Annotated in this window: 21 protein-coding genes; 10 read left to right on the top strand and 11 right to left on the bottom strand. The window is 70.7% G+C overall.

The window, feature by feature from the left end; translation table 11 throughout:
- Positions 1 to 41: 41 nt before the first annotated feature.
- Positions 42 to 881 (bottom strand): SDR family NAD(P)-dependent oxidoreductase, encoded by an 840-nt coding sequence (locus ABD197_RS03380; RefSeq protein ID WP_344051594.1) that lies wholly within the window; start codon positions 879 to 881, stop codon positions 42 to 44.
- A gap of 134 nt (positions 882 to 1,015) precedes the next feature.
- On the opposite strand from ABD197_RS03380, the gene ABD197_RS03375 reads away from it, so the two are divergent.
- From ABD197_RS03375 to ABD197_RS03360, 4 genes are all read left to right on the top strand, one after another.
- The gene (locus ABD197_RS03375; protein ID WP_344051592.1) at positions 1,016 to 1,861 is read left to right on the top strand and encodes a universal stress protein; all 846 of its coding nucleotides are present in this window, start codon (positions 1,016 to 1,018) and stop codon (positions 1,859 to 1,861) included.
- Between the two features lie 38 nt (positions 1,862 to 1,899).
- Positions 1,900 to 3,549 (top strand): sensor histidine kinase, encoded by a 1,650-nt coding sequence (locus tag ABD197_RS03370; protein ID WP_344051590.1) that lies wholly within the window; start codon positions 1,900 to 1,902, stop codon positions 3,547 to 3,549.
- Positions 3,546 to 4,184 (top strand): response regulator, encoded by a 639-nt coding sequence (locus ABD197_RS03365; RefSeq protein WP_344051588.1) that lies wholly within the window; start codon positions 3,546 to 3,548, stop codon positions 4,182 to 4,184. Before ABD197_RS03370 ends, ABD197_RS03365 begins: the two co-directional genes overlap by 4 nt.
- Positions 4,185 to 4,283: 99 nt before the next feature.
- A complete protein-coding gene (locus ABD197_RS03360) occupies positions 4,284 to 4,733 on the top strand; it encodes a pyridoxamine 5'-phosphate oxidase family protein (RefSeq protein WP_344051586.1) in 450 nt (149 codons plus the stop codon).
- Positions 4,734 to 4,748: 15 nt separating this feature from the next.
- Here the strand turns inward: ABD197_RS03360 and ABD197_RS03355 are convergent, their stop codons facing one another.
- The 6 genes from ABD197_RS03355 to ABD197_RS03330 form a co-directional block, all read right to left on the bottom strand.
- On the bottom strand, positions 4,749 to 5,303 hold the full coding sequence (locus ABD197_RS03355) for a pyridoxamine 5'-phosphate oxidase family protein (RefSeq protein WP_344051584.1): 555 nt from the start codon (positions 5,301 to 5,303) through the stop codon (positions 4,749 to 4,751).
- A gap of 325 nt (positions 5,304 to 5,628) precedes the next feature.
- The gene (locus ABD197_RS03350) at positions 5,629 to 8,775 is read right to left on the bottom strand and encodes a S8 family serine peptidase (protein WP_344051582.1); all 3,147 of its coding nucleotides are present in this window, start codon (positions 8,773 to 8,775) and stop codon (positions 5,629 to 5,631) included.
- 170 nt (positions 8,776 to 8,945) lie between these two features.
- On the bottom strand, positions 8,946 to 10,331 hold the full coding sequence (locus tag ABD197_RS03345; RefSeq protein ID WP_344051580.1) for a pyridoxal phosphate-dependent decarboxylase family protein: 1,386 nt from the start codon (positions 10,329 to 10,331) through the stop codon (positions 8,946 to 8,948).
- 41 nt (positions 10,332 to 10,372) lie between these two features.
- The gene (locus ABD197_RS03340) at positions 10,373 to 11,335 is read right to left on the bottom strand and encodes an alpha/beta hydrolase (RefSeq protein ID WP_344051578.1); all 963 of its coding nucleotides are present in this window, start codon (positions 11,333 to 11,335) and stop codon (positions 10,373 to 10,375) included.
- 2 nt (positions 11,336 to 11,337) lie between these two features.
- Positions 11,338 to 13,083, bottom strand: a complete 1,746-nt coding sequence (locus ABD197_RS03335) for a sigma-70 family RNA polymerase sigma factor (protein WP_344051576.1) — start codon at positions 13,081 to 13,083, stop codon at positions 11,338 to 11,340.
- A 192-nt stretch (positions 13,084 to 13,275) separates the two neighbouring features.
- Entirely contained in the window at positions 13,276 to 13,905 is a 630-nt protein-coding gene (locus ABD197_RS03330) for a TetR/AcrR family transcriptional regulator (protein WP_344051574.1), read from the bottom strand.
- Between the two features lie 93 nt (positions 13,906 to 13,998).
- Here ABD197_RS03330 and ABD197_RS03325 point away from each other — a divergent pair, with 93 nt between their 5' ends.
- Positions 13,999 to 14,799, top strand: a complete 801-nt coding sequence (locus tag ABD197_RS03325; RefSeq protein WP_344051572.1) for a sugar phosphate isomerase/epimerase family protein — start codon at positions 13,999 to 14,001, stop codon at positions 14,797 to 14,799.
- Complete coding sequence (locus ABD197_RS03320; protein ID WP_344051570.1) at positions 14,799 to 15,959, top strand: Gfo/Idh/MocA family protein; 1,161 nt, start codon at positions 14,799 to 14,801, stop codon at positions 15,957 to 15,959. Before ABD197_RS03325 ends, ABD197_RS03320 begins: the two co-directional genes overlap by 1 nt.
- 49 nt (positions 15,960 to 16,008) lie before the next feature.
- On the opposite strand, the gene msrA is transcribed toward ABD197_RS03320, so the two are convergent.
- The 4 genes from msrA to ABD197_RS03300 form a co-directional block, all read right to left on the bottom strand.
- The gene (gene msrA / locus ABD197_RS03315; protein WP_344051568.1) at positions 16,009 to 16,560 is read right to left on the bottom strand and encodes a peptide-methionine (S)-S-oxide reductase MsrA; all 552 of its coding nucleotides are present in this window, start codon (positions 16,558 to 16,560) and stop codon (positions 16,009 to 16,011) included.
- A complete protein-coding gene (gene msrB / locus ABD197_RS03310; RefSeq protein ID WP_344051566.1) occupies positions 16,557 to 17,027 on the bottom strand; it encodes a peptide-methionine (R)-S-oxide reductase MsrB in 471 nt (156 codons plus the stop codon). The genes msrA and msrB overlap by 4 nt, the downstream gene beginning before the upstream one ends.
- A gap of 108 nt (positions 17,028 to 17,135) precedes the next feature.
- Positions 17,136 to 18,194: an alpha/beta hydrolase gene (locus ABD197_RS03305; protein WP_344051564.1), complete on the bottom strand. Its 1,059-nt coding sequence runs from the start codon at positions 18,192 to 18,194 to the stop codon at positions 17,136 to 17,138.
- Positions 18,195 to 18,249: 55 nt separating this feature from the next.
- Positions 18,250 to 19,623, bottom strand: coding sequence for a threonine/serine exporter family protein (locus ABD197_RS03300; RefSeq protein WP_344051562.1), 1,374 nt, complete (start codon positions 19,621 to 19,623; stop codon positions 18,250 to 18,252).
- 100 nt (positions 19,624 to 19,723) lie between these two features.
- Here ABD197_RS03300 and nhaA point away from each other — a divergent pair, with 100 nt between their 5' ends.
- The 4 genes from nhaA to ABD197_RS03280 are packed head-to-tail and all read left to right on the top strand — an operon-like array spanning position 19,724 to position 25,991.
- Positions 19,724 to 21,610, top strand: coding sequence for a Na+/H+ antiporter NhaA (gene nhaA / locus ABD197_RS03295; RefSeq protein ID WP_344051560.1), 1,887 nt, complete (start codon positions 19,724 to 19,726; stop codon positions 21,608 to 21,610).
- A gap of 8 nt (positions 21,611 to 21,618) precedes the next feature.
- A complete protein-coding gene (locus tag ABD197_RS03290; RefSeq protein ID WP_344051558.1) occupies positions 21,619 to 23,244 on the top strand; it encodes an FAD-dependent oxidoreductase in 1,626 nt (541 codons plus the stop codon).
- Between the two features lie 60 nt (positions 23,245 to 23,304).
- The gene (locus tag ABD197_RS03285; protein WP_344051556.1) at positions 23,305 to 24,672 is read left to right on the top strand and encodes an O-acetylhomoserine aminocarboxypropyltransferase/cysteine synthase family protein; all 1,368 of its coding nucleotides are present in this window, start codon (positions 23,305 to 23,307) and stop codon (positions 24,670 to 24,672) included.
- The gene (locus tag ABD197_RS03280; RefSeq protein WP_344051554.1) at positions 24,669 to 25,991 is read left to right on the top strand and encodes an LLM class flavin-dependent oxidoreductase; all 1,323 of its coding nucleotides are present in this window, start codon (positions 24,669 to 24,671) and stop codon (positions 25,989 to 25,991) included. Before ABD197_RS03285 ends, ABD197_RS03280 begins: the two co-directional genes overlap by 4 nt.
- Positions 25,992 to 25,996: the final 5 nt, after the last annotated feature.

Here is a 25,996-nt window from a genome sequence, read left to right as displayed (position 1 = left end):
GCCCGGACCGTTCGATCACGCCGCTCAGCGTAGTGCGTCGGCTACAGCCCGACGAGCTCCGCGCTGCGGTCCCACAGACGCCGGGCGAGATCGGCATCCGCCGCCTGCGGATTGGTCCGCGCGACCTTCAGCTTCTCGTAGTACTCACCCGAGGCCCAGTCCGTCCCCGGCGTGGTCTCGGCCAGCCAGAGGAGCGTCTGCGCGCCGCGGTCGGCGGAGATGAGCCCGAAGGCGTGGCGGAGGGGCGTCTGGTACACCCAGCGCATGGCGCTCGTCGACTCCGACGCGAAGTTCGTCGCGACCGGGCCGGGATGGAAAGCCGCCGCCGACAGCCCCTGCGCATGGAACCGCCGATGCAGCTCCTTCGTGAACAGGATGTTCGCGAGCTTCGCGTCGCCGTACGCCTTGTTCGCGGAGAACCGGCGCTCGTTCTGGAGATCGTCCAGCTGGATGTCGCCGAACAGGCGCGCGGCGGCACTCGAGGTCGTGATGACGCTCGCCCGCGCCGCCAGTAGCGAGGGCATGAGCAGATTCGTGAGGAGGAACGGCGCCAGGTGGTCCACCTGCAGGGTCTTCTCGAAGCCGTCGACCGTCGGGGTGCGGTCACCGAAGACCCCGCCGGCGTTGTTGACCAGGACGTCGACGGCATCGACCTCCTCGTCGATGCGCGCGGCGAGCGCCCGCACCTCGCTCAGATCGGCGAAGTCCGCTGCGAAGGCGGGACTGTCCAGCTCCGCCCCGATCCGGCGGGTCTTCTCGGGTGAGCGCCCCACCAGGACCAGCCGGTGACCGCGCTCGGCGAGCCTGCGGGCCGCAGCGGCGCCGATGCCGTCGCTCGCCCCCGTGATGACGATCGTCTTGGTCTGCTCTCCGGTGCTCATCACTTCGACCCTCGCACGGATCGGGGGCGCAGGGGTCACGACGAGGGACCTTCGGCCCTTCGGACGGCGTACGCGCTCCCGTACCGTGCGAAACGGCGGCGCATGGAGCACCGCGGTCCGGGAGGAGGCCCGTCGTGGAGACGATCGTGCTGGGATTCGACGGCAGCCCGTCCTCGATGGTGGCACTGGACTGGGTGGCGGAGCGCGCCGCCGCGGGACCCCGCCGGGTCGAGGTCGTCATGATCGGCGGCACACTGCTTCAAGACGACTTCGGCCGCGACGCCGGGCTGATCGAGGCCGAACGGCGCCTGCGCGACCGCGCGCCCGACGCCGAGGTCGATGCGCATCGCTTCACGGGGCGGATGCCGGACGCCCTGCTCGAGCGCGCGCGGGGCGCCGATCTGCTGGTGATCGGGTCCCACCGGGGTCGGCCCCTGTGGTCGGCGGTGGCCGCCTGGATGCCGCTGCGTGTCGCCTCCCGGACTCGCACCGCCCTCGCGGTGATCCCCGACGACTGGCCCGAGCGCTGGACGACGAACGCCGGCGGCGTGGTCGTCGGCGTGGACGATGACGACTCGTCGCTCGCCGCGGTCGACTTCGCGGCAGCCGAGGCCGCCGCGGCGGGTGTCCGTCTCACCCTCGTGCATACGTGGGCGATGCCGGTCCCGCAGATGGAGGGATCCGTCGCGCTGCTCGCCTCGCCGATCGAGACGCGTGCCACGCATCGTCGGGTGATCCGCGACGCGATCACCCGCGCCCGCGCGGCGCATCCCGATCTGCTCACCGAGCAGATCATCGAGCAGACGAGCCCGGCCACGGCGCTGCTACGGGCCTCCCGGGCGGCGAATCTGCTCGTGCTCGGCACGCACCATCGCACACTCTTCACGGGCGCCGTCCTCGGATCGACCGGACAGGACGTGCTGTCCCAGGCGCACGTCCCGGTGTGCGTCGTCCCGAGCGCGAGGACCGACTCGGTGTGAGAGGGCTCTGGCTAGACTCGCCTGGACGGGAGGGCGCCGTGTCGCGGACCGATCAGCACGCGCAGGTCGACGACGACCGCGCGGATCGGCGACTGCGAGATCTGCTGCGGGCGACGACATCCGTCGTGGAGCGCCTCGACCTCGAGATCGTGCTCCGCCGAATCGTGGAGTCGGCGATGAACCTCGTCGGCGCGCGGTACGGCGCTCTGGGCGTCATCGCGGCCGACGGCGACGGTCTGGAGCGGTTCATCCACGTCGGCGTCGATGCGGCGACCGTCGCCCACATCGGTCACCTGCCGGCCGGACGCGGACTGCTCGGTGCCGTGATCGCCGATCGTGCCCCCATCCGCCTCGAGAACCTGACCGCCGATCCCCGCTCGGTGGGCTTCCCCGCCCACCACCCGGCGATGGATGCGTTCCTCGGGGTGCCGATCCGCGTCGGCGAGCAGGTCTACGGCAACCTCTACCTGGCCGAGAGCGACCACGGCCCCTTCACCGGGGACGACGAGGAGCTCGTGGTCGCGCTCGCCGCGAGCGCCGGCATCGCGATCGAGAACGCCCGACTGTTCGACATCACCCGCTCACGCGAGGCGTGGAGCGCGACGACCGCCGACGTGATGGCGGCGATGCTGGATGCCGACACCGAAGACGTCCTCGAGGTGATCGCCGACCACGTCGGCGCACTGATGGACGTGGACCTCGTCGCGGTCATGGTCCCGCACGGCGACGAGGAGTTCCGGGTGACGACGGTGCGCGGTGCGGCCGGCACGGCTCCCGGCGCACCGGCCCGCGGCGAGATCCTTCCCGCCGCGGGCACGCTCGCCGCGCGGGCGCTGTCGACCCGCCGGGCGGCGAGCGTGGACGCGCAGAGCCTGCCGGACGGCCGGAGCGACCGCGGCCCCACCGTCGCGATCCCGCTGTTCGCCGCGGACGAGCCCCTCGGCGTGCTCACCGTCTCACGGCGCCCCAACGCCCCGGCCTTCACCGCCGTCGACCTCGACATGGCGTTCGCGTTCGCGGGCCAGGCGGGGGTCGCGATCGAGGTGGTGCGGGCGCGCGAGGACCGGCGTCGGCTCGATCAGAGCCGGGATCGAGCCCGGATCGCCCGCGATCTGCACGACCATGTGATCCAGCGGCTCTTCGGAGCCGGTCTGTCCCTGCAGGCGGTGTCCACGACGGTGGATGCCGAGGCCGGAGCCGCGATCGAACGGCAGGTCGACGCCCTCGATGCCGCGATCAAGGACATCCGCACGGTGATCTTCGCTCTCGGCTCGGGCGACCGCACGCAGCGTCGCCTGCGCGACAGGATGCTCGACGTCGTCTCCGAGCTGTCCACCGGCATGCTCATGACGCCGCGCGTGACGTTCGCCGGGGCGCTGGACTCGCTCGTCTCGACGGGACTCGCGGACGAGCTGACCGCGGTGCTGCGCGAGTGTCTGACGAATGTGGCCAAGCACGCACAGGCACAGAGCGTCGAAGTCGCTCTGAGCATCGAGTCGGGAATCGTGACCCTCACGGTCGTGGACGACGGGCGCGGCATCCCGCCGGATGTGCACATGAGCGGGCTCGCCAACATGATCGAGCGCGCCGCACTGCTCGGCGGAACGTGCACGATCTCCCCGGGACCCGAGGGAGGAACCCGGGTGGGGTGGACGGTGCCGGCGACGACGGAAGGACGGGCGGGATGATCCGCGTATTCCTGGTGGACGATCACGAGATCGTGCGGCGCGGGATCGCGCAGCTCGTCGACGCCGAACCCGATCTGACCGTCGTCGGCGAAGCCGGCTCGGTACACGAAGCGGGGCGCCGGATCGAAGCCACGCTGCCGGATGTGGCGGTCCTCGACGTCCGCCTCCCCGACGGCAACGGCATCGACCTCTGCCGGGACGTGCGTTCGGCGCATCCCGAGATCTCCTGCCTGATCCTCACGGCGTACGACGACGACGACGCCCTGCGCTCGGCCGTGCTGGCGGGGGCGAGCGGCTACGTCCTGAAGGACATCCGCAGCCGGGCCCTGATCGACGCGATCCGGCGGGTCGCGTCCGGGCGCACGATCCAGCCGCCGGCCGTGCTGCAGCAGGCGGCGAGCGCGCTCGCGCCGGCGGCGCGCGAAGAAGCGGTCGCACCCGCACTGTCGCTGCGAGAGGGTCAGGTGCTCTCGCTGATCGCGGAAGGGCTGACCAACCGCGAGATCGGCGAGCGCCTCGGGCTCGCCGAGAAGACGGTCAAGAACTACGTGAGCGGGTTGCTGGCCAAGCTGGGCATGGAGCGGCGCACACAAGCCGCCGTCTACGGCGCGGAGCACCGGCGCGAGCGCTCCTGAGCGGCGGGACCTTCGGCCCTGGGCGTCGTCGGAGCGCTCGGGTTGACTCGGCATCACCGCATCGGAGCACGCGCTTCGAGGTCGATCGAGGAGGCCACCGTGGATGTCGAAGACGACGTCGTCACCGAGATGACGCCCGAGGAGTGCTGGCACCTGCTCGCGCACGCGCAGCTCGGCAGACTCGCGCTCAGTGTGCGCGATGACGTGGACATCTTCCCGATCAACTTCGTCGCGCACGACGGCGCCCTCTATTTCCGGACCTCCCCGGGCTCGAAGCTCGCGGAGCTGACCGCGAATCCGCGCGTGGCGCTGGAAGCCGATCGGTACGACGACGAGGTCGCGGCCAGTGTCGTGGCGAAAGGCGTCGCGGAGCGCCTCGATGCGCAGGACGACATCGACCGCGCCGACACGCTGGGTCTGGAGCCGTGGATTCCGACGCTCAAGTACCGCTGGGTGCGCATCACCCCGACCCGTCTCTCCGGCCGCCGGTTCCGCCGCGCACCCGAGCCGGACCGCTACGCCGTCGTCGACGGCGGCCCGACGAGCTGACACCCGACCGCCATGTCAGTGCGTCGGACGCGGCGGGAAGTGCGGGATCGGGATCGGCCCCGTCTCAGCGCGACCGGGCCGCTGGTCTCCGCGTTCGGGCGGGCGGATCGGCTCGTGCGATCCGGTCGTGGTGACCGGGGCGGCTGAGGCGGGGGCGGATGCCGCCCCCTTGCGGAACCGCCGGCCAGTGACCGAAGCCGGAGTGATGCGCACGAAGTCGTGCTTCTCGGTCGGGCTCGCGGACCGCAGCTTCTCGACGCCGGACTCGTGGATCTCGGCATCCGAATCGAGGCGTACAGCAGATCCGCGGATCACGACGCTCCAGTGCGAGAGCGGATCCTCGCCGTCGATCTCGAACGCGACGCCGGGGTGCGCCGCGATGTCCATGAGTTTGGATCCGGGCGCGGACCGGAGGAAGACGGACCCGCTGTGCACCGTGAAGTTCACCGGGAAGAGATCGGGTGCGCCTTTGTCTCCCTCCACCGCGAGTCGTCCGAGGGACGTGCTCTCCAGCAGCCGCCAGCATTCGGTCGTGGTGAGGTGCTCGATGCCCCTGTCGTCGTCCGTCATGGCGGACTCCTCTCACTCACCCCTCAGTCCACTCCGATCCGGCTCTGTTCGCTAGGCCGAAGGTCCTCCCCCCCCCCTCCGCTCCCTTCTCCTCTGTCCCGCGTTCCGCCCCGAGATGGTGGGTTCCCCGCCGAGATGGTGGGTTCTCCGCCGAGATGGTGGGTTTCCCCCCGAGATGGTGCACACCACCTCGGCGGGAAAGGGACCACCTCGGGAGAAAGGGACCACCTCGGCGGGAAAGAGACCACCTCGAGGGCGCGAGAGAGGACGCGCGGGCACGCGACGGGGCCGGGCGCCTTCCGACGCCCGGCCCCGTGATGCGCGGCTACTTCGCGATCTGGACCACGCCGTAGTCGTTCGTCGCGGCGCTGCGGTAGAGCAGCAGCAGGCCGGTCTGCGTCGACGCTCCGGCGGCGGCGGTCGCCTTCACGTCGATCGTCGAGTTCGACTTCGCCGGCACCGTCAGCGTGCCGGACGAGGGCGTGTACTTCACCTCACCGGCGGTGAACGTCTGACCCTCGATCGAGTCGGTCGTCGCCCCGGTGAAGTAGTTGTCGAACGCGTACACGCTGTAGCCGAACGTCTGTCCCGGCGCGATGCCGAGCGCCGACATCGGCGCGGTGAGGATCTGCGTCGACGAGTTGAATCCTCCGTCGACGTAGAAGTACGCCGTGCTCGCACCGGTCGCGAGGTTCGCGACGTAGACGACGGTCTGGCCGGTGAGGGCGAACCCGCCCAGTTCGGCGTTGTAGACGATGTAGTCGTCGGTCCCGTCGTTGTTCGAGTCGACGTACACGTCGAACTCGGCCGGGTAGTTCAGCACGGTGCGGCGGTCGTACGTCGCGACGCCGAACTGGACGAAGCCCGGCTCCGGCTCGCGCACACCCACCGCGGCGAGGTCGATGATCGCCGCGTTGCTGCCCGGCGACCCGGGCTCACCCGGCGCGGGGTCGGGCAGCTCGGGGCTCGTGCCGGTCAGGGCGAAGATCTCCACATCCCCGCTCGCCACCGACGACGTGTTCTTGACCTTGACCGATCCGGTGCCGTCCTTCTTGAGCTTGAGCGACGAGCTCGCGCTCACCTCGGCGGCCTTCTTCGGCAGGACGGTCCAGCCAATCTTCACGCTGTCGCGCTCGGATGTCGCCGTGATCCAGCCGTCGAACTCGGGTCCGTTCAGCAGCGACCCGTCGCCACCGGTGGCGCCCACGTCGTTGAAGGGCCAGTCCTGCAGCTTCGAGCCGTCGATCGTCACCTTGACCTTGATCTTCTGGCTCTTGCCGGCACCGAGGTTGACGCTGTTCGGCGCGAACTTGAGCGCGACCGCACCGCTGGCCTGATCGGCCTCCTCGCGGAAGCTCGCGGCGAGGTCGTACTTCAGCTTCGTGTCGCTCGTGTTCGTGAGGGTGAGCTCGACGTCGGTGGAGTAGTTCGACTTCGTCGTGATCGACGGGATGCCGAGACCGATGTTTCCGCCGGCGCCGGGCGTCGTCAGAACGCTGGCTGCGTCCGCCGCCGCGGCGACCCGCACTTCACCCGCGCCGATGCGCGAGATCGGCGTCGTGATGAAGCCGTCCGCGGTCGGAGTGCGGTTGGTGTTGTCCGCACCGTTGAGCAGACGCGCCTTGATCGTGAGCGGCGTGGCGTCCGGGAACTTGTCGATCAGCAGCGCCGCGGCGCCGGAGACGACCGGGGCGGCACCGGAGGTTCCGCCGAAGTTCGTCTCTTCCGTCGCCGTGCCGGTCTCGGCCGACAGCCATGCGCCGGGGGCGCCGATGTCGGGCTTGGCCCGGTTGTCGCCCATCGTCGTGCCGCGGCTCGACGTGCCGACCATCGTGTTCGACAGCGAGATCGCACTGGCCGGATCGATCGTCGCGGTGACGGGCCCGGTGGCGAGGGCGGCCACGAGAGCCTGACCCGCGGACTGGGAGATGCTGAATGTCGGAACGGTGACCGGGACGGTGCTGCCGAAGCTGAAGCTGGGCGGGTCACCGGGGGCGTTGTTGTAGATGATGACGGCGATCGCACCGGCATCCTGGGCGAAGACCGCCTTGTCCGACACGTTGCACGAGCCGCGCGAGACGAGCGCGATCGAGCCGGCCGGGAAGGACGAGTAGGCGCCTGCCGAGCAGCCGATGCCGCCGGCATCCGTCGGTCGCGCCATCGGAGCGGAGATGACCCCCGTCGGCGCGGGCGACCAGGACTGCAGCACGGCGTTCGTGATCGTGGTGCCGGCGCTGGTCTGGATGACCCACTGCAGGTCGTCCGGCAGCGAGGTCTGCGCGACGCTGATCACGCCGGGCGCCGACGACGGCGACCCGACGATGAAGGGACGGTCGGCGGAGTTGCCTGCGGAGGCTACCACGACCACACCTGCGTTGACGAGGTTGTTCGCGGCGAACGCCGAGTCGTCCTGCTCCTGGCCGTACGACGAGCCGAGGGACATGTTGACGACGTCGACCGCGTCGGAGATGTCCCCGTCGCCGTTCGGGTCGAGGGACCAGTCCAGACCCTGGAGGATCGCGACGCCGCTGCACGAGGTCGACACCGACGAGCAGACCTTCACGCCGTAGAGGTCGACGCCCGGGGCGATGCCCAGGTGCGAGCCGTCGGCGCTCCGGCCGCCGATGATGTCGGCGACGTGCGTGCCGTGGCCCGCTTCGGGTCCCGCGTCGATCGGGTTGGGGTCCTGGACGAGGTCGGAGTTCGGCCAGTTCTCGCCGACGAAGTCGTACCCGCCCTTGACCTTGGGGGCTCCTTCGCCGAAGAGCGTGGCGCAGATGCCGGCCACGGGGGCCGCGGCTCCCGCGAAGCACTCGTCGGTCACGGCCTGGTCGCCGGGTCCACCGAGGTTGAGGTGGGTGAAGTCGATGCCCGAGTCGAGCACGGCCACCTTCACGCCCGTGCCGTCGATGCCCTGCGCGTGCAGCGGGGCGGCCTGGACGTAGTCGATCGCCTGCGCGAGGCTGCCCGACTCGACGGTCTCCTCCGCGGCCGCCGTCACGATGTCCTTCTCGTACGTGCGGATCGGGTTGATCGAGATGACGTTCGGGAGAGCCGCGAGGCTCTCCAGCTGCCCGGCGTCGACCGAGACCGCGACGATGTTCGCAGCGAGGTCGGTGCGGGCGAGCTCGGTCACACCGAGATCATCGGCCGCGGCGACGAACTCGTCCTGCTGCGCGTTGACGCGGTCCTTCTGCGCCAGCTGGTCGGATGCCCCGGGCACGGTGCCGTCGGCGATCGCCCCTTCGGGCACCGTCTCGGCGATCGCCGGTTCGGCGAGCCGGACGCTGACCTCCACCGCACCCGACGCCCTCTTCAGGCTGTCGGCGAGACCGCGAGGAGTTGGGGTGTCGTAGCCGTCGCCGGTCGCGGCGTCGGGCAACGTCGGTGGAGATATCGGATCAGCCGCCCATGCCGGCGCGGAGCCGAAGATCAGGGCCGGAACGGCGATCGCGGCGATGACCGCGGACATGAGGGCGCGTGGTCGAGAATGCATGACACTCCTGGGGGGATTGAGGTCCTGACTCCGGGACCGACGACGCCGTCCGCCCCGACTGCCGAGCAGTTCGACGAGTCTATGTGCGACCTATCCCTCTGGCAATGGTCTTGCGCGTCGCCCCGCCTCCCGCTCTCCCGGACCGCTCAGGCGAGGGTGTCGAGGATGTCGGTGAGCGTCTCGAACGTCGTGAGCGGACTGATGATCGCGAACCTCAGCACCGTCTCCCCCGCGTGGGAGCTCGGGACGACGAAGGCCCGCTGGTCCTCCAGCAGCCGGTCCGACCACGCCTGGTAGTCCGCCGGCGACCAGCCCTCCCGCCGGAAGACGACGACCGAGAGCTGGGGCTCGCGGACGAGCGAGACCCCTTCTCGAGCGGTGATCTCGTCGGCGATGCGACGAGCCAGACGGATGCCGCCGTCGATCGCGGCCCGGTAGTGCTCGGTGCCGTGCGTCGCGAGCGAGAACCACAGCGGAAGTCCGCGCGCACGCCGCGTGAGCTGGATCGCGAGGTCGGACGGGTTCCAGTCGGCGGATTCGGTGAGCGTGTCGAGGTATTCGGCTTTCTGCGTGTGCGCGGCGAGGGCTACGGAGGGATCGCGGTAGATGAGCGCGCACGCGTCGAACGGCGCGAAAAGCCACTTGTGCGGGTCGACGATCACCGAGTCCGCCTCGCCGACACCTTCGAAGGCCGGCCGCATGCTCTCGACGAGCATCGCGGCGAGCCCGTAGGCGCCGTCGATGTGCAGCCAGACGTCCCTCCCACGCGTCGCCGCGGCGACCGAGGCGATGTCGTCCACGATGCCGAAGTTCGTGGTGCCGCCCGTGGCGACGACGGCGAACACCGCTGGGCCGTGCTCGTCGAGCAGAGCGCTCACCGCTTCGCCATGCAGCCGCCCCTCGGCATCCGGTGCCGCGGTGACGACGTCGACGTCCATGACCGCGGCCGCCGACGCGATCGAGGAGTGCGCTTCCGCACTGCAGACGATGATCCAGCGCGCGGGGTCCTCGCGCCCGACCTGGCGATTGCGTCGCCGCGCCACGTCGCGCGCGGCGACGAGAGCGGACAGATTGCCGATCGTGCCGCCCTGCACGAAGACGCCGCCGGCGCCCTCGGGCAGGCCGAACTCGCGCGCGAGCCAATGCAGGACCTCGTTCTCGGCGTAGACCGCCCCCGCACCCTCCATCCACGACCCGGCGTAGATCGCCGACGCGGAGACCACCACGTCGAACGCGAGGGCGGCCTTCGTCGGCGCGGACGGGATGAACGACAGGTATCCAGGGTGGTCGGTGGAGATGCAGGCCGGTGCGAGCACGTTCTCGAACAGCCCGATCGCCCGTCGCGCCCCGATGCCGTCGGCGGTGATCGATCCCGACGCCAGCCGGGCCAGGTCGCGCGGCGACATCGCCTTGTCGAGCGGGATGTCCTGAAAGAGCGCACGTCGTCGGGCGTAGTGCAGCACCTCGTCGACGGTGTCGCGGGTGTCGTCCGAGATGGCGTGCATGTGATCGGGTTCGGGCGCGTGGGTCATGCCAGACAGTCTGTCGCGCCCGCGCGCCTACGGCGAGCGTGTCACCGATTCAGGAACCGGGTGAGCCATCCGTCCCGCGCAGCCGCCGCCGCACGGGAGAGTGCCGCCTGGGGAGCGAAGTTCTCGAACCCGTGGAATCCTCCCGGCCAGACGTGCAGCTCGGCGTCGCCGCCTCCCGCCCACATGCGCGACGCATACGCGACGGTCTCGTCGCGGAAGACCTCGGCGCTGCCGACCGAGAGGAACGCGGGCGGCAGACCGCCGAGGTCGATCGCGCGGCCCGGGGCGGCGGCATCCGTGACGGCATCGCCACCGCGCCGGTCGCCGAGGAGGGCGGACCACCCGGTCGCGTTGCTCGTGCGGTCCCATACGCCCCGGCCGTCGATCTGCTGGGCCGACCCGGTGTCGTTGCGGTCGTCGAGCATCGGGCTCACGAGCACCTGCGCGGCGATCGCCGGCTCATCGCGGTCGCGGGCCAGCAGGCAGACACCGGCGGCCAGTCCCGCTCCGGCACTCTGCCCGGCGACGATGATCCGGCCGGGGTCGACGCCGAGCTCGTCCGCGTGCTGCGCGATCCAGCGCGCCGACGCGAAGCAGTCCTCGACCGGCGCCGGGTCGGGATGCTCCGGTGCGAGTCGGTAGTCGATCGTGATCACGACGGCACCGTGGCTCGCGATGTAGGACAGATAGGCGCCGACGCCGCCGAACCGGTTGCCGAAGACCATCCCTCCGCCGTGCAGATACAGGATGCCGGGGCCCGGTGCACCCTGCGCGGGCGAGCGGAAGACCGATGCGTTCAGGGCCGCCCCCTCGAATCCCGGCACCGTGCGCTGCTCGTGCGTGACTCCGAGGGCGGCCACGAGGCCGCCGACGGTGGGATCCGGCGGAAGCGCGCGGAAACCCTCGATCAGATCGGGGGTGATCGCGGGCGGCACCGTGCCGGCGAGTCGGCTCAGCACCTCGTCGAATTCGGGATCGAACGGCGGAGGCGCCCCGTCAGCCATGACTACGGGCCGGTGGGGGTCGTCGGTGCGGCGTCTTCCGCCGGGCCGCCCTTCGCCCCGGGAGTCGTGGCGCTGTTCGCGTTCGCGCCGCGCGCGGTGCTGCCCTGACCGTTCGACGCCGCTGCGCCGTTCGGGGCGGAGTCGCCGGCCTGCGGGGACGCATTGCCGCTCGGCTGCCCCTTGCCGTTCGCGTTGCCATCGGCATTCCCGTTGCCGTTCCCGTTGCCGTTCCCGTTGCCGTTCCCGTTGGCATTCGCATTCGGGCTCGAGTTCGCGTTCGCGTTCGCGTTGGCATTCGCATTCGCATTCCGGCTCGAGTTCGCGCTGGCGTTCGCGTTTCCCTTCGAGTTCGTGTTGCCGGTCGCGCCGGCGTTGGGATTGGCATTGGCGTTGCCACCGCCCGCGTTCGGGTTTCCGCCACCCGCATTCGGGTTGCTTCCGCCCGCGTTCAGGTTTCCGCCACCAGCATTCGGGTTGCTCCCACCCGCGTTCGCATTGCCCCCGGCATCCCCGGCAGCGTCGGCTGCCGCGTTGCCGCCGCCGTCCGGGTTACCACCGGGTGTACCCGCCCACTCCGACCGTCCGCCCGCGACCGGATCGTCGGCATCCGCGGGCGCGGCCGGGTCCGTGTGCGGAGACTCGTGGACGAGCGGGCCCGTCGGCGACACCTGATCCGACCCGTCTTCGCTCAACACGGCGCGATGGATCGTGCTCGAGGAGTGAGGGGTGAGCGGCGCGTCGTTCGCCCCGACGATCAGCATCTGGGCGGGCGGCACGATCATCGCGACCGCCACGGCGCACGCGGCGACCTTGCCCACGACCGACAGGGCCGCCGCACCCGTGCTACCGCCGACCGACGCGAGCAGCGCGGTCGAGGGCGCGGCGGCGGATGCCGAGGCGAGCGCCGCGGGACCGATCGAGGTCGAGCCCACACCGAAGCGCGCGGCCCACGCCGCGAATCCACCGCCGGTGACCACGAGGGGCAGCAGGGCGAGAGCGAGCCGGCCGGGGGTCAGCAGTTCGGACAGCTCGTCGACGATCGAGCGGCAGTGTACGCAGCCGGTCAGGTGGTGCTCGACACGGAGTCGGTCACGTCGCGAGAGACCCCGCCGCGAGTGCGCGCCGAGCAGCGGCGAGATCGCCTCGCAGCCCCGGTCGAGGTCGGACGGGGCACCGACATGCTGCTGCACCCAGGCCGTCCGCAGCGCTTCGCGCGCGCGGAAGGACAGTGCGGAGACGGCATTCGCGTTCATGCCCAGGATCTCGGCCGTGCGCTCCCGGCTGAAACCCTCGACCTCGAGGTACCACAGCACCTCCTGCCACCGCGCCGGCAGCGACAGGAAAGCCTTGGCCGTGGTCGATCCGTCGAAGCTGCGGAGCGAGGCGACATCGGCGCCGCGATCGCCGACGACCTCTTCGATCGCGTCACCGGCATCGACCGTCCGGCGCGCACGCACCATGGAGACGAACGTGTTGCGCACCGCTGAGCGGAGGTAGAAGCGGAAGTCCTCCTCGGGGCCCTTCCCCGCGCGAAGGGCGGAGTACACCTTCAGAAACGCCTCGGAGACCACGTCATCGGCATCCGACGAGGAGAGGGTGCGCGCGTACTTGAGCGCGCCTGAGGAGTGCCGCGCGTACAGCGCGGCATACGCACGCCGCGAGCCCTCCCGGGTGGCGCGCACGAGCTCGGCGTCGCTCAATTCCCCAAAATCGGTGCGAACATGCGACGACCCCACATCGTCTGCCATGAGGAATGCATATCACGCGGATGCCGGCAAAGAAAGCCGAAGCGCTCGACGAAGCCCGCGGAGACAGTTAAGGGCCGACGCTGACTTCTGGGGATGAAACCAAGCAGCGACGGCCCAGGCACTGTTGGGGCAGCACCGCGAAGTACATGGATCTCTACTTCACACACCCAGGACGCCGGGCCGCGCCGTCCATTACGCGGGTTCGTCGAAATTCTTCTGAGCGACCTGCGGGACGGCGAGGATGCGCTCCAGCAGCAGCAGGCTCCGGGCGATGTCGACGGCCGGATCGAGGAGCCACTGCGTCTGCAGCCCGTCGGAGGCGGCGATCACGAGGGCGGCCATCTCCTCGGCGTCCACGTCCGTGCGGATCGTCCCGTCTGCCTGTCCGAGACGGATCAGACGTGCGATCTCCCCGCGCAGTCGCGCGAAGCGCGCCGAGAAGAACTCGCGGGAGTAGGCCTTGTCGGGCTCGACCGCGCCGGCGAGGAGGGACGTGTACAGCGCGACGAATCCGGGAACGGTCACGTTGCGCTCGGCCGCGGCCACCATCGCGCCCACCACTTCGCGGGGGGCTCCCCCGCGCAGCGCCTCCCAGTGCCGCAGCACCTCGACGAGGAGCTCCTCGCGTGAGCCGAAGTAGTGCAGCAGGGCCGCATGCGAGACCCCGATCCTCTCGGCGATCGCCCGCAGCGACGTGCCCTCGGCGCCTTTCGCCGCGAACACCTCGATCGCCCGGTCGAGGATCTCCTGCCGCCGCGCGACGCCCTTCGCGTACGGGCGACGACTCGTCCCGGCTTCGTCGGAGGGCGTCGGCGCGGGCATATCCGAAGCGTACCAAGAAAAACCTCCAGGTGGTGGTTTTCTGTGGTACCGTTCCCAAAAGCTCGCCCGCCCGCAAGAAAGCAGGACCGCTCCATGACCACCCCCGCAATCTCCGTCCAGCTGTGGACGGTGAGAGACGAACTCACCGCCGACGCCGACGCGACGCTCGCCTCGCTCCGCGAGATCGGCTTCCGCAACGTCGAGGCGTTCGGCTTCGTGACCCGGGCGGACGAGCTCGCCGAGGCATTCACCCGACACGGACTCGCCTCCCCGACCGGCCACGCCTCGCTCGCGTCCGGCACCGAGAACCCGTTCGACCCGACGATCGCGGTCCCGACACCCGACGAGGTCTTCCAGGCCGCGACGAAGCTCGGCATGTCGACCGTGTTCGACCCGTTCGTCGCCCCGGACCGCTGGGAGAGCGTCGACGAGATCCGCAAGACCGCCGAAGCCCTGAACGCCGCGGCCCAGATCGGCTCCGGGTACGGCATCGCGGTGGGGTACCACAACCACAACCAGGAGTTCACGAACCGCATCGACGGCAGGTTCGCGCTGGAGATCTTCGCCGAGCACCTCGATCCCGCGGTCGGCCTCGAGCTCGACCTGTACTGGGCCTCGGCCGGCGGCGCCGACGTGGCGGCCCTCGTCGAACGCCTCGGCGACCGCGTCGTGGCCCTCCACGTCAAGGACGGCACGCTCGACCCGCTTCCGTCGCTGGGCACCGTGCCGACCGATCAGGTGCCCGCCGGAGAAGGCGCGGTCGCGCTGACCGCCGCGCTCGATGCCGCGCATGCGGCGCAGTACGCCATCGTGGAGTTCGACGCCTACCCGGGTGACATCTGGGCGGGCGTCCGCACCGGGTACGAGTTCCTCGCGGCTCGAGGACTCTCCTGATGGCCGCGTTCGCGCCCGTCGGATCAGGCCCCGTCGGCATCGGCGTGATCGGTGCCGGCAACATCAGCGACACGTATCTGGAGAACCTGAACAGCTTCCCCGACGTGGAGGTGCTCATCGTCGGCGATGTGCTGGCCGAGCGGGCCGCCGCGCAGGCGCAGAAGCACGGGGTGCCGGCATCCGGAACCGCGGAGGACGTCCTCGCCCACCCCGGTGTCGAGCTCGTGATCAACCTCACGATCCCCGCCGCGCACGTCGAGGTCTCCTCTCTCGCGATCGCCGCGGGCAAGCACGTCTGGAGCGAGAAGCCCATCGGCATCGACCGCGAGAGCGCTCGGGCGCTGCTCGCGCAGGCCGATGCGGCGGGCCTTCGGGTCGGGATCGCCCCGGACACCGTGCTCGGGCCCGGCATCCAGTCCGCCAAGCGGGCGATCGAACGCGGTGACATCGGCCGACCGCTCTTCGCGCAGACGAGCATGCAGTACCAGGGACCCGAGGTGTTCCACCCGAACCCGGGCTTCCTGTACGCGAACGGCGCCGGACCGCTGTTCGACATGGGCCCGTACTACCTGACCACGCTGATCTCGATCCTCGGTCCGGTGGCGACGGTCGCCGCGATGGGGCTCAAGCAGGTCGAGGAGCGCACGATCCTCGTGGGGCCGGATGCCGGGCAGACGTTCCCGGTCGAGGTCCCTTCGACGATCAACGTGCTCGCGACGTTCGAGGGCGGCGCCCAGTCGCAGTCGCTCCTGAGCTTCGACTCGGCGCTGCGCCGCCAGGGCTTCTTCGAGATCTCGGGCACGGAGGGGACGATCGTGCTGCCGGATCCGAACATGTTCACGGGGCGGACCGCCATCACGCGCCCGTTCGGCCACCGGGGCTCCGACCCCGCGCTCGCCGCCGTGGCCGAGCAGGAGTTCACGGAGGTGCCCGAAGAGGGTGTCGTCGTCGGCCGAGGACTCGGCGCGCTCGACATGGCGCGGGCGATCCGCACGGGCCGCCCGCATCGCGCGACCGGCGAGCTCGGCTACCACGTGCTGGACACGATGGCCGCCGCGCAGGACTCCGCCGCTCGCGGCGAGTTCGTGACGGTCGAGAGCACGGTCGAGCCGATCGCGGCGGTGCCGGTCGACTTCGACCCGTTCGCCCGCACGCTGTAGAAGACACGCAGAACGGCCGGGCCCTCGGGCCCGGCCGTTCGCGTTCGTCCTAGACGGTCGCGTCGCGCTTGGGCAGCACCCATCCGGGCCGCACGAAGTGGCACGTGTAGCCGTGCGGGATCCGCACGAGGTAATCCTGGTGCTCGGGCTCGGCCTCCCAGAACGGGCCCGCGGGTTCGATCGTGGTGACAGCCTTGCGGGGCCAGAGCCCCGACGCGTCGACGTCGGCGATCGTGTCGCGCGCGATCCGCTCCTGCTCGGCATCCAGCGGGAAGATCGCCGACCGGTAGCTCGTGCCGATGTCGTTGCCCTGGCGGTTCAGCGTCGACGGGTCGTGGATCTGGAAGAAGAACGCCAGGATGTCGCGGTACGTCGTCTTCGTGGGGTCGAAAACGATCTCGACGGCCTCGGCGTGGCCCGGGTGGTTGCGGTAGGTCGCGTGGTCGTTCGCTCCGCCGGTGTAGCCGACGCGGGTGTCGAGCACGCCGGGCTGGCGACGGATCAGGTCCTCCACGCCCCAGAAGCAACCGCCCGCGAGGACGGCGGTCTCGGTTCCGGGGGTGCGGGTGATCTCGCCGGTGTCGTTCGGTCCGCTGGTCATGATGCGTTCTCCTGTGTGGTGGTCGTGTCGAAGAGGCTGCGGTAGTCACCGTAACCCTGCTCCTCGAGCTGTGCGACGGGGATGAAGCGCAGCGCGGCGGAGTTCATGCAGTAGCGCAGGCCCCCGGCATCCCGAGGTCCGTCGTCGAAGACGTGCCCGAGGTGGCTGTCGGCGCCCGACGAGCGCACCTCGGTGCGCTTCATCCACAGCATTCCGTCCACCTTCTCGGTGACGGCCGCGGGCTCGATCGGGCGGGTGAAGCTCGGCCAGCCCGTGCCGCTGTCGTACTTGTCGGTCGACGAGAACAGCGGCTGGCCCGAGACGACGTCGACGTAGATGCCGGGCTCGTGGTGGTTCCAGTACTCGTTGCGGAACGGCGGCTCGGTGCCGTCGTCCTGCGTGACGCGGTACTGCGCGGGGGTCAGCCGGCTCAGGGCGTCGGCCGTCGCGCGGTAGTCGTGGGACATGGGTTCCTCCTCGGTCGACGCGGCTGGCTGCCGCGTCACTTCAACAGAACCGCGCCGCCGGGGTTTTTGGTCCCGCCAAACTGTGAGCGCGCCGTGAGTTCGTCCGCGTCACGGACGATGGGCGGCCAAGAAGCGCGCGACCTCATCGAACGCCCTATCCCCCTCGGGCACCTGCACGTCCGGGAAGAAGTAGAAGCCGTGCGGCATGCCGTCGGGGAAGTATCCGGCCACCGGGGTGCCCGCCTCCCGCAGCAGGTCGGCGAAGGCACGCGCAGAGTCCACGATCGGGTCGTGCGTCCCCGTAGCGATCACGGTCGGCGGGTAGTCCGCGAGGTCGCCGTAGATCGGGCTGACGAGCGGGTCCGTCCACGGCGTGGTCGGCACGTAAGCGCCCCGGATGAAACCGAAGAAGGCGCTGTCGTACACGATCCCGCGGGGGGCCATCGCCTGGAACGAGGGCCACCTCTCGGCGACGAAGTCGACGAACGCTCCCAGCAGCACGACCGCGGACGGCACCGGCACCGCATCGGCCCGGGCGCGCAGAGGCAGAGCCGCCGCGAAATTCGAACCGGCCGAATCGCCCGCCGCCCCGACCCACGCCGGGTCGCCGCCCACCCGGGCCGCGTCCGCGCGCAGCCAGCGGTACACGTCGTAGACGTCCTCCAACGGCGTCGGGAAGGGGTACTCCGGCGCGAGCCGGTAGTCCGCCGAGACGACGAGCATGCCGTTGTCCCGCGCAAGGCGCCGCGTGATGTAGTCGGTGTCATCGGAGCTGCCCACGGTGAATCCTCCGCCGTGCACGTAGAGCAGAACCGGAAGCAGCTCTGCGGGCGATGCTGAGCGCGGCCGATAGACCTGGCACCGCGCGACACCCCCGCTCACCGGCAGGTACACCACCGTGACCTCGACGTCCGGGACGGCCTCGGCACCGGTGGGAGGCACGAGCGCCGGGTCCGGCGCGACATGGGCGCCGCCCCCGACGTAGCCGGTGCGCACCGGGATGATCATCATGTCGCGCAACGCGACGGGCGCGCGGTTGTTCGCGATCACGCGGTAGGACGGCATCGCCGGATCGTCCGGGTCGATGTAGCTGAGGCCGTCGATGGGCCGCACGACGGTCACATCCTCCTGACCGTCGGGGATGGAGAGAAGAACCTGATCGATCATCCGCAATCTGCTTTCCGAGCCGTACGAAGGGTCGGCCGCAGACTACCAAGCCGCTTCAGAGCGCGGGGCGCCGCATCCGGTTGGACAGGCTGGAGCCGGCCAGCACGCCGAGGGCGATCGCGACCATCGTGGACAGCGTCGCGACGAGCGAGGAGCCCGCGGCCGAATCACCGCCGAGCACGTCGGCGACCCCGACGAGGCCGAGGGCTCCGGGGACGAGCAGCCAGAACGCGGGGGTGAAGCTGATGAGCGCCGCCGGCCCGGAGGGCTGCCGGGCCACGAGCGCCGTCACCGGCGTCACCACGAGCGCCCCGATGAACGCCGACAGCACACCGCCGAGCACGAGACCGCCGAGGATCTGCGCCGAGTACGCGACGTAGAGGACGAGCAGGATCCAGCCGATCGTCCGCCGCGGCGCGCACCGATGCACAGAGATCGCCATGCCGAACACCGCGACCGCGACCCACGGCGCGAACGGGCCGAGCATCTCGGGGTTCTTGCTGAAATCCACGTCCGGCACCCCGACGACCGCGCCTGCCGTGACGATCCCGGCGCCGAGCAGGACGAGCTGCATCCCCCCGGCGGCAAGACGCCCCGCGCCGGAGATCATGTTGCCCGTGGACAGTTCGAGCACGGCCGTGGTCAGCAGGGCCCCGGGGAGCAGGACGACGAGCGGCGCGATGAGCGCGGACAGGATGCCGGAACCCCAGCCCCCGCGCAGCAGCAGGAACACCACGAGCGCCACGCCGAAGGCGATCGCGACGGTGATGAGGGCGGAGTACCGTCGCGGCACGCGCTCGCTCACGAGAAGCGCGGCGCCGGTGATCAGGCCGAGTCCGGCCGACAGCGACACTCCGGTCCACGTCGAACCGAGCAGCACCGCGAGCGCGCCGCTGAGGAAGCCGTACGCGACCACGCGAACGACCCGCCCGTAGGTCGGTGTCATGTCCCGGACGCGGGCGATCTTCTCGATCGTGGACTGCGGGTCGAGCAGGCCCGTGCGTGCGGCATCCACCGTCCGCTGCACCTCGTCGATCTGCGAGAACAGCAGTTGCCCGTCACCGCTGGCCGTGGCTCCGGTGCGGTGCTGACCGTCGCCGCGCGCCGACACGAGGAGGGCATTGGGGAAGACCAGGGCCTGGCTCTCGGGAAGCCCGTTCGTCTCGGCGATGTCGGCCAGCACGTTCTGGATCGTCTCGACCGAGTACCCGGCGTCGGTCATGGCGCCGCCGACCGCCTCCGTCGCGGCGAGCGTGGCGGCGGCATCCGGTTTCGCGTCCTCGGCGATCGGGAGCGAACCCGTCATGAGCGCGGCACGCGCGCCGATCGCGATGTCGCGTTCGGCGCGGGAACGGCGGGCGAGCAGGAAGAGACCCGCCGCGACGAGGACGATGGCGGCGGCGAGCGCAGAGAACGCGATGGGTGGCACGGGGGACCTGTCTTCGGGTGACGCTTGCATCATCGCAGGGGAATGCGCGGGGCGCGAGTGGGCTTGTCGCCCGTGTGAGGTCCGAGGAGAATGCACGCGTATGGCCGAACTGACGCTCATCCAGCGCTCACCCGATCCGGAGCAGTCCTCGGCGCGCTCGCGGTCGCGCCGCTCGATCGCCGAGAAGATCCGCTCGCTCGGCCAGAACCGCATCGGCGCCCTGGTCCTGCTGCTCGCCACCGTCGCCGCGGTCGCCTGGGCGAACGTGTCGATCGGGTCGTACGAGACCTTCTGGGACACCGAGCTCATGATCGGCGTCGGCGACCTGCACCTCGAGTTCACTCTGCACGCCCTCGTGAACGACGCGCTCATGGCGATCTTCTTCTTCACCGTCGGGCTCGAGGTGCGGCGCGAGTTCGCGATCGGCGAGCTCACGAGCTGGTCCCGTGCGGTCGTGCCGGTCGTCGCCGCGATCGCCGGACTCGCCCTGCCGGCACTGCTGTTCGTGTGGGTCGCCGCCGACTCCGGTCACGCCTCCGCGTGGGGCGTCGTGATCTCCACCGACACCGCGTTCCTGGTGGGGGCTCTCGCGCTCGTCGGGCCCCGGGTGCCCGGTCGCCTGCGCGTGTTCCTCCTCGCTCTCGCGGTCGTGGACGACATCGGCGCGCTCAGCATCATCGCGCTCGTGTACACCGAGAACTTCACGCCCCTGCCGCTGCTGATCGCCGCGGCCGGGCTCGTCGGCGTCTACTTCACGCGCTACCTCCGCGGGGGCCGAGGCCCGGTGTACGCGACCCTCGCCGTCATCGTGTGGCTCGCCTTCCTCGCCTCCGGCGTGCACCCGACTCTCGCCGGCGTCGCGATCGCGCTCCTCGTGCCCGTCTACCGGCCGGACCGCCGCGATGTCGAGCACGCGCTCGAGCTCGCCCGCACGTTCCGTCAGTCGCCGAACACCGAGTACGCGCGGGCGGCCGCGAACAGCCTGCGCGAATCGATCTCGATCAACGAGCGACTGCAGTCCGCGTACGCGCCGTATGTCGCGTACGTCATCCTGCCGCTGTTCGCGCTCGCGAACGCGGGAGTCCTGATCACCCCCGAGATCCTGGGCGCCGCCCTCGTCTCCTCGCTCACGTGGGGCATCGTGATCGGGCTCGTCGTCGGCAAGTTCCTCGGGATCTTCGGGTCGGCGGCGATCCTGAAGACCCTCCGCCTCGGCGAATTCGGCCCGGGTCTCACGCTCGACCGCATCGCGGGCGGCGCCGCCCTCTCCGGCATCGGCTTCACGATCTCGCTGTTCATCGTCGACATCGCGATCGACGGGGAGGACGCGCAGAACCAGGCCCGTGTCGGCGTCCTCGCCGCCTCCGTGATCGCGTTCCTCGTGGCCACGATCGTCTTCCGCGTCTCGGATGCGTTCCACCCGCGCGAGGACACCGGCCAGACGCTCGTCCGCCCCGTCGACTCCCGCCGCGACCACGTGTTCGGCCGCGACGACGCGCCGTACACGATCGTCGAGTACGGGGACTTCCAGTGCGGGTTCTGCCTGAAGGCGTCGGGGTCGATCCAGGAGGTCAAGGCCGAACTCGGCGACCAGCTCCGCTACGTGTGGCGGCACGCTCCGCTCACGCAGTACCACCCGAACGCCCTCGCCGGTGCGGAGGCCGCGGAGGCGGCATCCCTGCAGGGCAAGTTCTTCGAGTTCGAGCGCGGACTGTTCTCGGATCAGGAGAACCAGCGCCCGTCGGACATCGTCCGCCTCGCCCGCGAGCTCGGGCTCGACGTGGAGAAGTTCGAGCGCGACCTCACCGCTCCGGAGGTCACCGGGCACGTCCGTGACGACATGCTGGATGCCGAGGCGATGGGGATCACGTCGGTGCCGACGCTCTTCATCAACGGCAGGCGCCACACGGGCCCCTACGACGCGCAGTCGCTCATCCGGGCGCTGACCCCGCCGGCACCGGAACCGACGCCCCCGACCGAGAGGTGACCCGACCCATGGGATCCGACCTGAATCCGACGATGTCGCCCGCGCTCACGGACGCGCAGTGGGAGCGACTGTGCGCGTTCGGGACGCCTGTCGACGTCGAGGTGGGCGACTACCTCTTCCGCTCCGGCGATGCCGCGTACGAACTCGCTCTGCTCGAGACGGCGGAGGTCGAGATCGTCCGCGATTCGCTGTGGTGGGTCGAGGAGGCGATCATCACGCGGATGGGTCCGCGCACGTTCGCCGGCGAACTGGGTGTGCTCAACGAGCAGAACGCGTTCCTGTCGGCACGGGTGATCGTGCCGGGGCGCGTGCGCCGGATCCCCCACACCCAGCTGCGGCGGCTCATGGCCGAGGACGACGAACTGTGCGACCTGATCCTGCACGCGCTCTGGGCCCGGCGCGAGTCGCTGCGCGAGGGACCGGCCGCGCTGACGCTCAAGCTCGTCGGCGCCCGCTCCTCGCGGGACTTTCTCGCGCTGCGACGCTTCGCCGAGCGGTTCGGTCTGGCGCACACCACCGTCGAGATCGACCCGGCCGACCCGCCGGCATCCGCCCACCGGCTCGACCCCGACGATCTGCCCGTCGCGTTCATCCAGGGCGAGCCGATCGTGCGGGCGACCCCGGGCATGGTCGCCGAGCGGCTGGGTCTCAGCTACCAGGCGCACGCCGACGAGATCGTCGACCTGGTCGTCGTCGGCGGTGGACCGGCGGGGCTGGCGGCGGCGATCTACGGCGCCTCCGAAGGTCTCAGCACCGTCCTGCTGGATGCCGTCGCCCCGGGTGGTCAGGCGGCGGCCACGTCGCGCATCGAGAACTTCCTGGGGTTCCCGTTCGGCGTGGCCGGAGGCGACCTGATCGGGCAGGCGTCGCTGCAGGCCCTGAAGTTCGGCGTGCGGGTGTACGCACCGTGCGAAGCGGTGCGCCTCGACCCCGTCGGCGATCTGCTGCACGTGACCCTGACCGACGGGCGGGTCGTGCGGACCCGTTCTGTGATCGTGACCGCGGGCGCCGCATATCGGACGCTCGCGCTGGAGCACTGGGATCGGTTCGAGCGCTCGGGCATCTACTACGCGGCGACCCAGCTGGAGCTCCGCCAGGTGCTGAACGCTCCGGTGGTCGTGGTGGGCGGGGCGAACTCCGCAGGGCAAGCGGCCCTGTATCTCGCCGCGAACGGCTGCCCTGTGCACCTCGTGGTGCGCGGCGACGACCTCGGCGCCCGGATGTCGTCGTACCTCGTCGACCGGCTCGTGGAGGATCCGCGCATCGACGTGCACACCTCGTCGCGCGTCGTGGGCCTGGAGGGGGATGCCGGGCTGGAGCGCGTCCACATCGACAGCCTCGGAACCGTCGACGCGCGGGGCCTGTTCTGCTTCATCGGCGCCGAGCCCGCGACGGGGTGGCTGCGAGGGGTCGACCTCGACGAGGACGGGTTCGTCAGAACCGGGACGGATGTCGCCGCCTACGCGCTGTCGCACTGGCAGAGCCTCGGCCGCGAGCCGCTGCCCTTCGAGACCTCGCTGCCGCGGGTGTTCGCCGCAGGCGACGTGCGGCGCGGATCCATGAAGCGCGTCGCCGCCGCCGTCGGTGAGGGCTCCAGCGCGGTGGCGTCGGTCCATCGCGCCCTGGCCGTCTGAGATGTTTCCGCGCTTTACGCGCGAGGTGACGCCGGGCGCGGCGGCCCGTAGTCTCCCGGCATGCCCGAACATCGCGATCCCGCCGACGCGCCGCGCCCCGAGACCACTCGTCCCGACACCCTCGGCTTCGCGACGCGCCAGATCCACGCGGGCGCGGACCGCATCGACGGGCACCGCCCGCGCGCGACGCCGATCTACCTGACGGCCGGGTTCGAGTTCGCCGACTTCGACCAGGCGAACGAGCGCTTCGTGCAGTCCGACGACGGATACAGCTACACGCGCGTCGGCAACCCCACGAACTCCGCGGTCGAGCGCCGCATCGCCGACCTGGAGGGCGGCGCCGGAGCGCTTCTGGTCGGCAGCGGTCAGGCGGCGGTCTCCACGGCCGTGCTCGCACTCGCCGCATCGGGCGACCACCTCGTCTCGGCATCCGGCATCTACGAAGGCTCGCGCGAACTCTTCCGCGACAACTTCTCGCGCCTGGGCATCGAGACCTCGTTCGTGACCGAGGCGAACGACCCGGCCGCGTGGGAGGCGGCCATCCGCCCCGAGACGAAAGCCCTGTTCGCCGAGTCGATCCCGAATCCGCGCAACGAGATCCTCGACATCGCCGCCGTCGCCGCCGTCGCCCGCCGCCACGGCATCCCCCTCATCATCGACAGCACCCTCGCGACGCCCTACCTGCTGCGCCCGATCGAGCACGGCGCCGATGTCGTCGTGCACTCGGCGAGCAAGTTCCTGGCCGGGCACGGCACGGTTCTCGGCGGAGTGATCGTGGATGCCGGGCGCATCGACTGGACAGCAACAGGCGACCGCTTCCCGCACCTCACCCGCACCCCGGGCAGCGACGGACGCACGGTCGCCGAGCGATCGGGCCGCGCCGCGTTCCTGGACTACGCGCGTGCGAACATCGCCCTCCGCCAGGGCCCCTCGCCGTCGCCGTTCAACGCGTTCTTCATCCTGCAGGGCATCGAGACGCTGTCGCTGCGCGTGCAGCGGCACACCGAGTCGGCTCAGCGCATCGCGGAGTGGCTCGCCGAGCACCCCGCCGTCGAGTCGGTCGACTACAGCGGACTCCCCTCGAGCCCCTATCACGCGCTCGCCGAGCGCTACCTCCCGCGCGGTGCGGGTTCGGTGTTCTCGTTCACGCTGCGCGGCGGGCGGGATGCCGCACGGACGTTCGTGAACGCGGTGGAGCTGTTCACCCGGATGACCCACCTCGGGGACGTGCGCTCGCTCGTGCTCCACCCGGCCTCGACCACGCACGTCAACCGGACCGAGCAGGAGCGGCAGGCGGCAGGGATCGGGCAAGGGCTGCTGCGCCTGTCGATCGGCCTCGAGGACGCCGACGACCTGATCGCCGACCTCGACCGCGCCCTCGGCGCCGTGGAAGCCGCGGAGCTTCTGGAGCGGGCCGGCATCGTATGAGCAAGACGCAGCACTTCGGCTGGTTCCTCTCGCGCGGATTCGGTCCGCACGGCTGGGCACGGCCGTACTGGGAGTGGAACTACGACTGGCGCAAGCCCGGGCTCTACCAGGAGGGCGCGCGGACGCTCGAGCAGGCGGGCATGGACTTCGTCCTGATCGAGGACGCCCTCTCGGTCGGGATCAGCCCGGAGACGCTGGACCTGCGGGTGCGCAAGGCCTACGGCGGACCCAAGCACGACCCGTGGACGCTCGCGCCCTACCTCTTCGCCGCGACCGAGCACCTGGGCGTCATCCCGACCGCGAACCCGGCCGGCTGGCACCCCTACACCGCGGCACGGCAGTTCGCGTCTCTGCAGCACCTCTCCGGCGGCCGGCTCGGGCTCAACGTCGTCACCGACGTCGGCTCCGCCCACCACTTCGGCCAGGAGCGCCTGCCGCACGACGCCGCGTACGACCGGGCGCAGGAATGGCTGGACGCCCTGCGCCTGCTCTGGCGCAGCTGGGACGACGACGCCCTGATCGCCGATCCGGAGACCCAGATCTACGCCGACGGCACCAAGATCCGCGCGGTGCAGCACCGCGGGCAGTACTTCTCGTTCGACGGACCGCTCAACGCGGAGCCCCTCCCCTCCGAGCCGGTCGTGGCCTCCCCCGGGGGGTCGCCCCGCGGCATCCGCTTCGCCGGGGAGAACTCGCAGATCCAGCTCGCGCTGTCGAACCTCGACGTCGGTGCCGTGCGCGCCTACCGCGAGAAGGTCCGCGCGGATGCCGTCGCGCACGGGCGCGATCCCGCCTCGATCAAGACGCTGTTCGTGTTCAAGCCGATCGTGGCGGCATCCGTCGAGGAGGCCGACCGCATCGTGGCGGCATCCGCGAACCCCGACGAGGCGGCGCTGCGCGCTGTCGCGGAAGCGTGGTCGAGCGATCTGGAGACCGATCTGACGACGCTCGACCTGGACGAGCCGCTCGATGAGGGGATCTTCGGCGAGCACGTCTCGCGCGGCACGATCAAAGGGCTGCGCGGCCGGTTCGATTCGTTCGAGGGTGTCCCGCTGCGTGAGATCCTCGCGGGCAAGGCCCGGCTCGGCCGCATCGGCGACGGCATCAGCGGCACGGTCGGCACCGCCGACGAACTCGCCGACCTCATCCAAGCACTCGGGGACGACGCCGACAACGACGGCCTGATCTTCTCCGGCGACCTGCATCCGGTCACGCTGCACCGCGCCCTGGACGACCTCGTGCCGATCCTGCGGCGCCGCGGGATCCTGCGCTCGGAGTTCGTGCCCGGCGGCCTGCAGGCGAACCTGTCCGCGTTCTGACCCGG

This window comes from Microbacterium lacus, assembly GCF_039531105.1.
Taxonomy (GTDB): domain Bacteria; phylum Actinomycetota; class Actinomycetes; order Actinomycetales; family Microbacteriaceae; genus Microbacterium; species Microbacterium lacus.
The sequence above is the reverse complement of the archived record's forward strand: the minus strand, read 5'-3'. Positions and strand labels throughout refer to the sequence as shown.

What these genes read in the sequence shown, in the direction of transcription:
- ABD197_RS03380 (WP_344051594.1), bottom strand. Translation starts at nt 881, where the DNA reads ATGAGCACCGGAGAGCAGACCAAGACGATCGTCATCACGGGGGCGAGC.
- ABD197_RS03365 (WP_344051588.1), top strand. Translation starts at nt 3,546, where the DNA reads ATGATCCGCGTATTCCTGGTGGACGATCACGAGATCGTGCGGCGCGGG.
- ABD197_RS03355 (WP_344051584.1), bottom strand. Translation starts at nt 5,303, where the DNA reads ATGACGGACGACGACAGGGGCATCGAGCACCTCACCACGACCGAATGC.
- ABD197_RS03350 (WP_344051582.1), bottom strand. Translation starts at nt 8,775, where the DNA reads ATGTCCGCGGTCATCGCCGCGATCGCCGTTCCGGCCCTGATCTTCGGC.
- ABD197_RS03345 (WP_344051580.1), bottom strand. Translation starts at nt 10,331, where the DNA reads ATGACCCACGCGCCCGAACCCGATCACATGCACGCCATCTCGGACGAC.
- ABD197_RS03340 (WP_344051578.1), bottom strand. Translation starts at nt 11,335, where the DNA reads ATGGCTGACGGGGCGCCTCCGCCGTTCGATCCCGAATTCGACGAGGTG.
- ABD197_RS03335 (WP_344051576.1), bottom strand. Translation starts at nt 13,083, where the DNA reads ATGGCAGACGATGTGGGGTCGTCGCATGTTCGCACCGATTTTGGGGAA.
- ABD197_RS03330 (WP_344051574.1), bottom strand. Translation starts at nt 13,905, where the DNA reads ATGCCCGCGCCGACGCCCTCCGACGAAGCCGGGACGAGTCGTCGCCCG.
- ABD197_RS03325 (WP_344051572.1), top strand. Translation starts at nt 13,999, where the DNA reads ATGACCACCCCCGCAATCTCCGTCCAGCTGTGGACGGTGAGAGACGAA.
- ABD197_RS03320 (WP_344051570.1), top strand. Translation starts at nt 14,799, where the DNA reads ATGGCCGCGTTCGCGCCCGTCGGATCAGGCCCCGTCGGCATCGGCGTG.
- msrA (WP_344051568.1), bottom strand. Translation starts at nt 16,560, where the DNA reads ATGACCAGCGGACCGAACGACACCGGCGAGATCACCCGCACCCCCGGA.
- msrB (WP_344051566.1), bottom strand. Translation starts at nt 17,027, where the DNA reads ATGTCCCACGACTACCGCGCGACGGCCGACGCCCTGAGCCGGCTGACC.
- ABD197_RS03305 (WP_344051564.1), bottom strand. Translation starts at nt 18,194, where the DNA reads ATGATCGATCAGGTTCTTCTCTCCATCCCCGACGGTCAGGAGGATGTG.
- nhaA (WP_344051560.1), top strand. Translation starts at nt 19,724, where the DNA reads ATGGCCGAACTGACGCTCATCCAGCGCTCACCCGATCCGGAGCAGTCC.
- ABD197_RS03290 (WP_344051558.1), top strand. Translation starts at nt 21,619, where the DNA reads ATGGGATCCGACCTGAATCCGACGATGTCGCCCGCGCTCACGGACGCG.
- ABD197_RS03285 (WP_344051556.1), top strand. Translation starts at nt 23,305, where the DNA reads ATGCCCGAACATCGCGATCCCGCCGACGCGCCGCGCCCCGAGACCACT.
- ABD197_RS03280 (WP_344051554.1), top strand. Translation starts at nt 24,669, where the DNA reads ATGAGCAAGACGCAGCACTTCGGCTGGTTCCTCTCGCGCGGATTCGGT.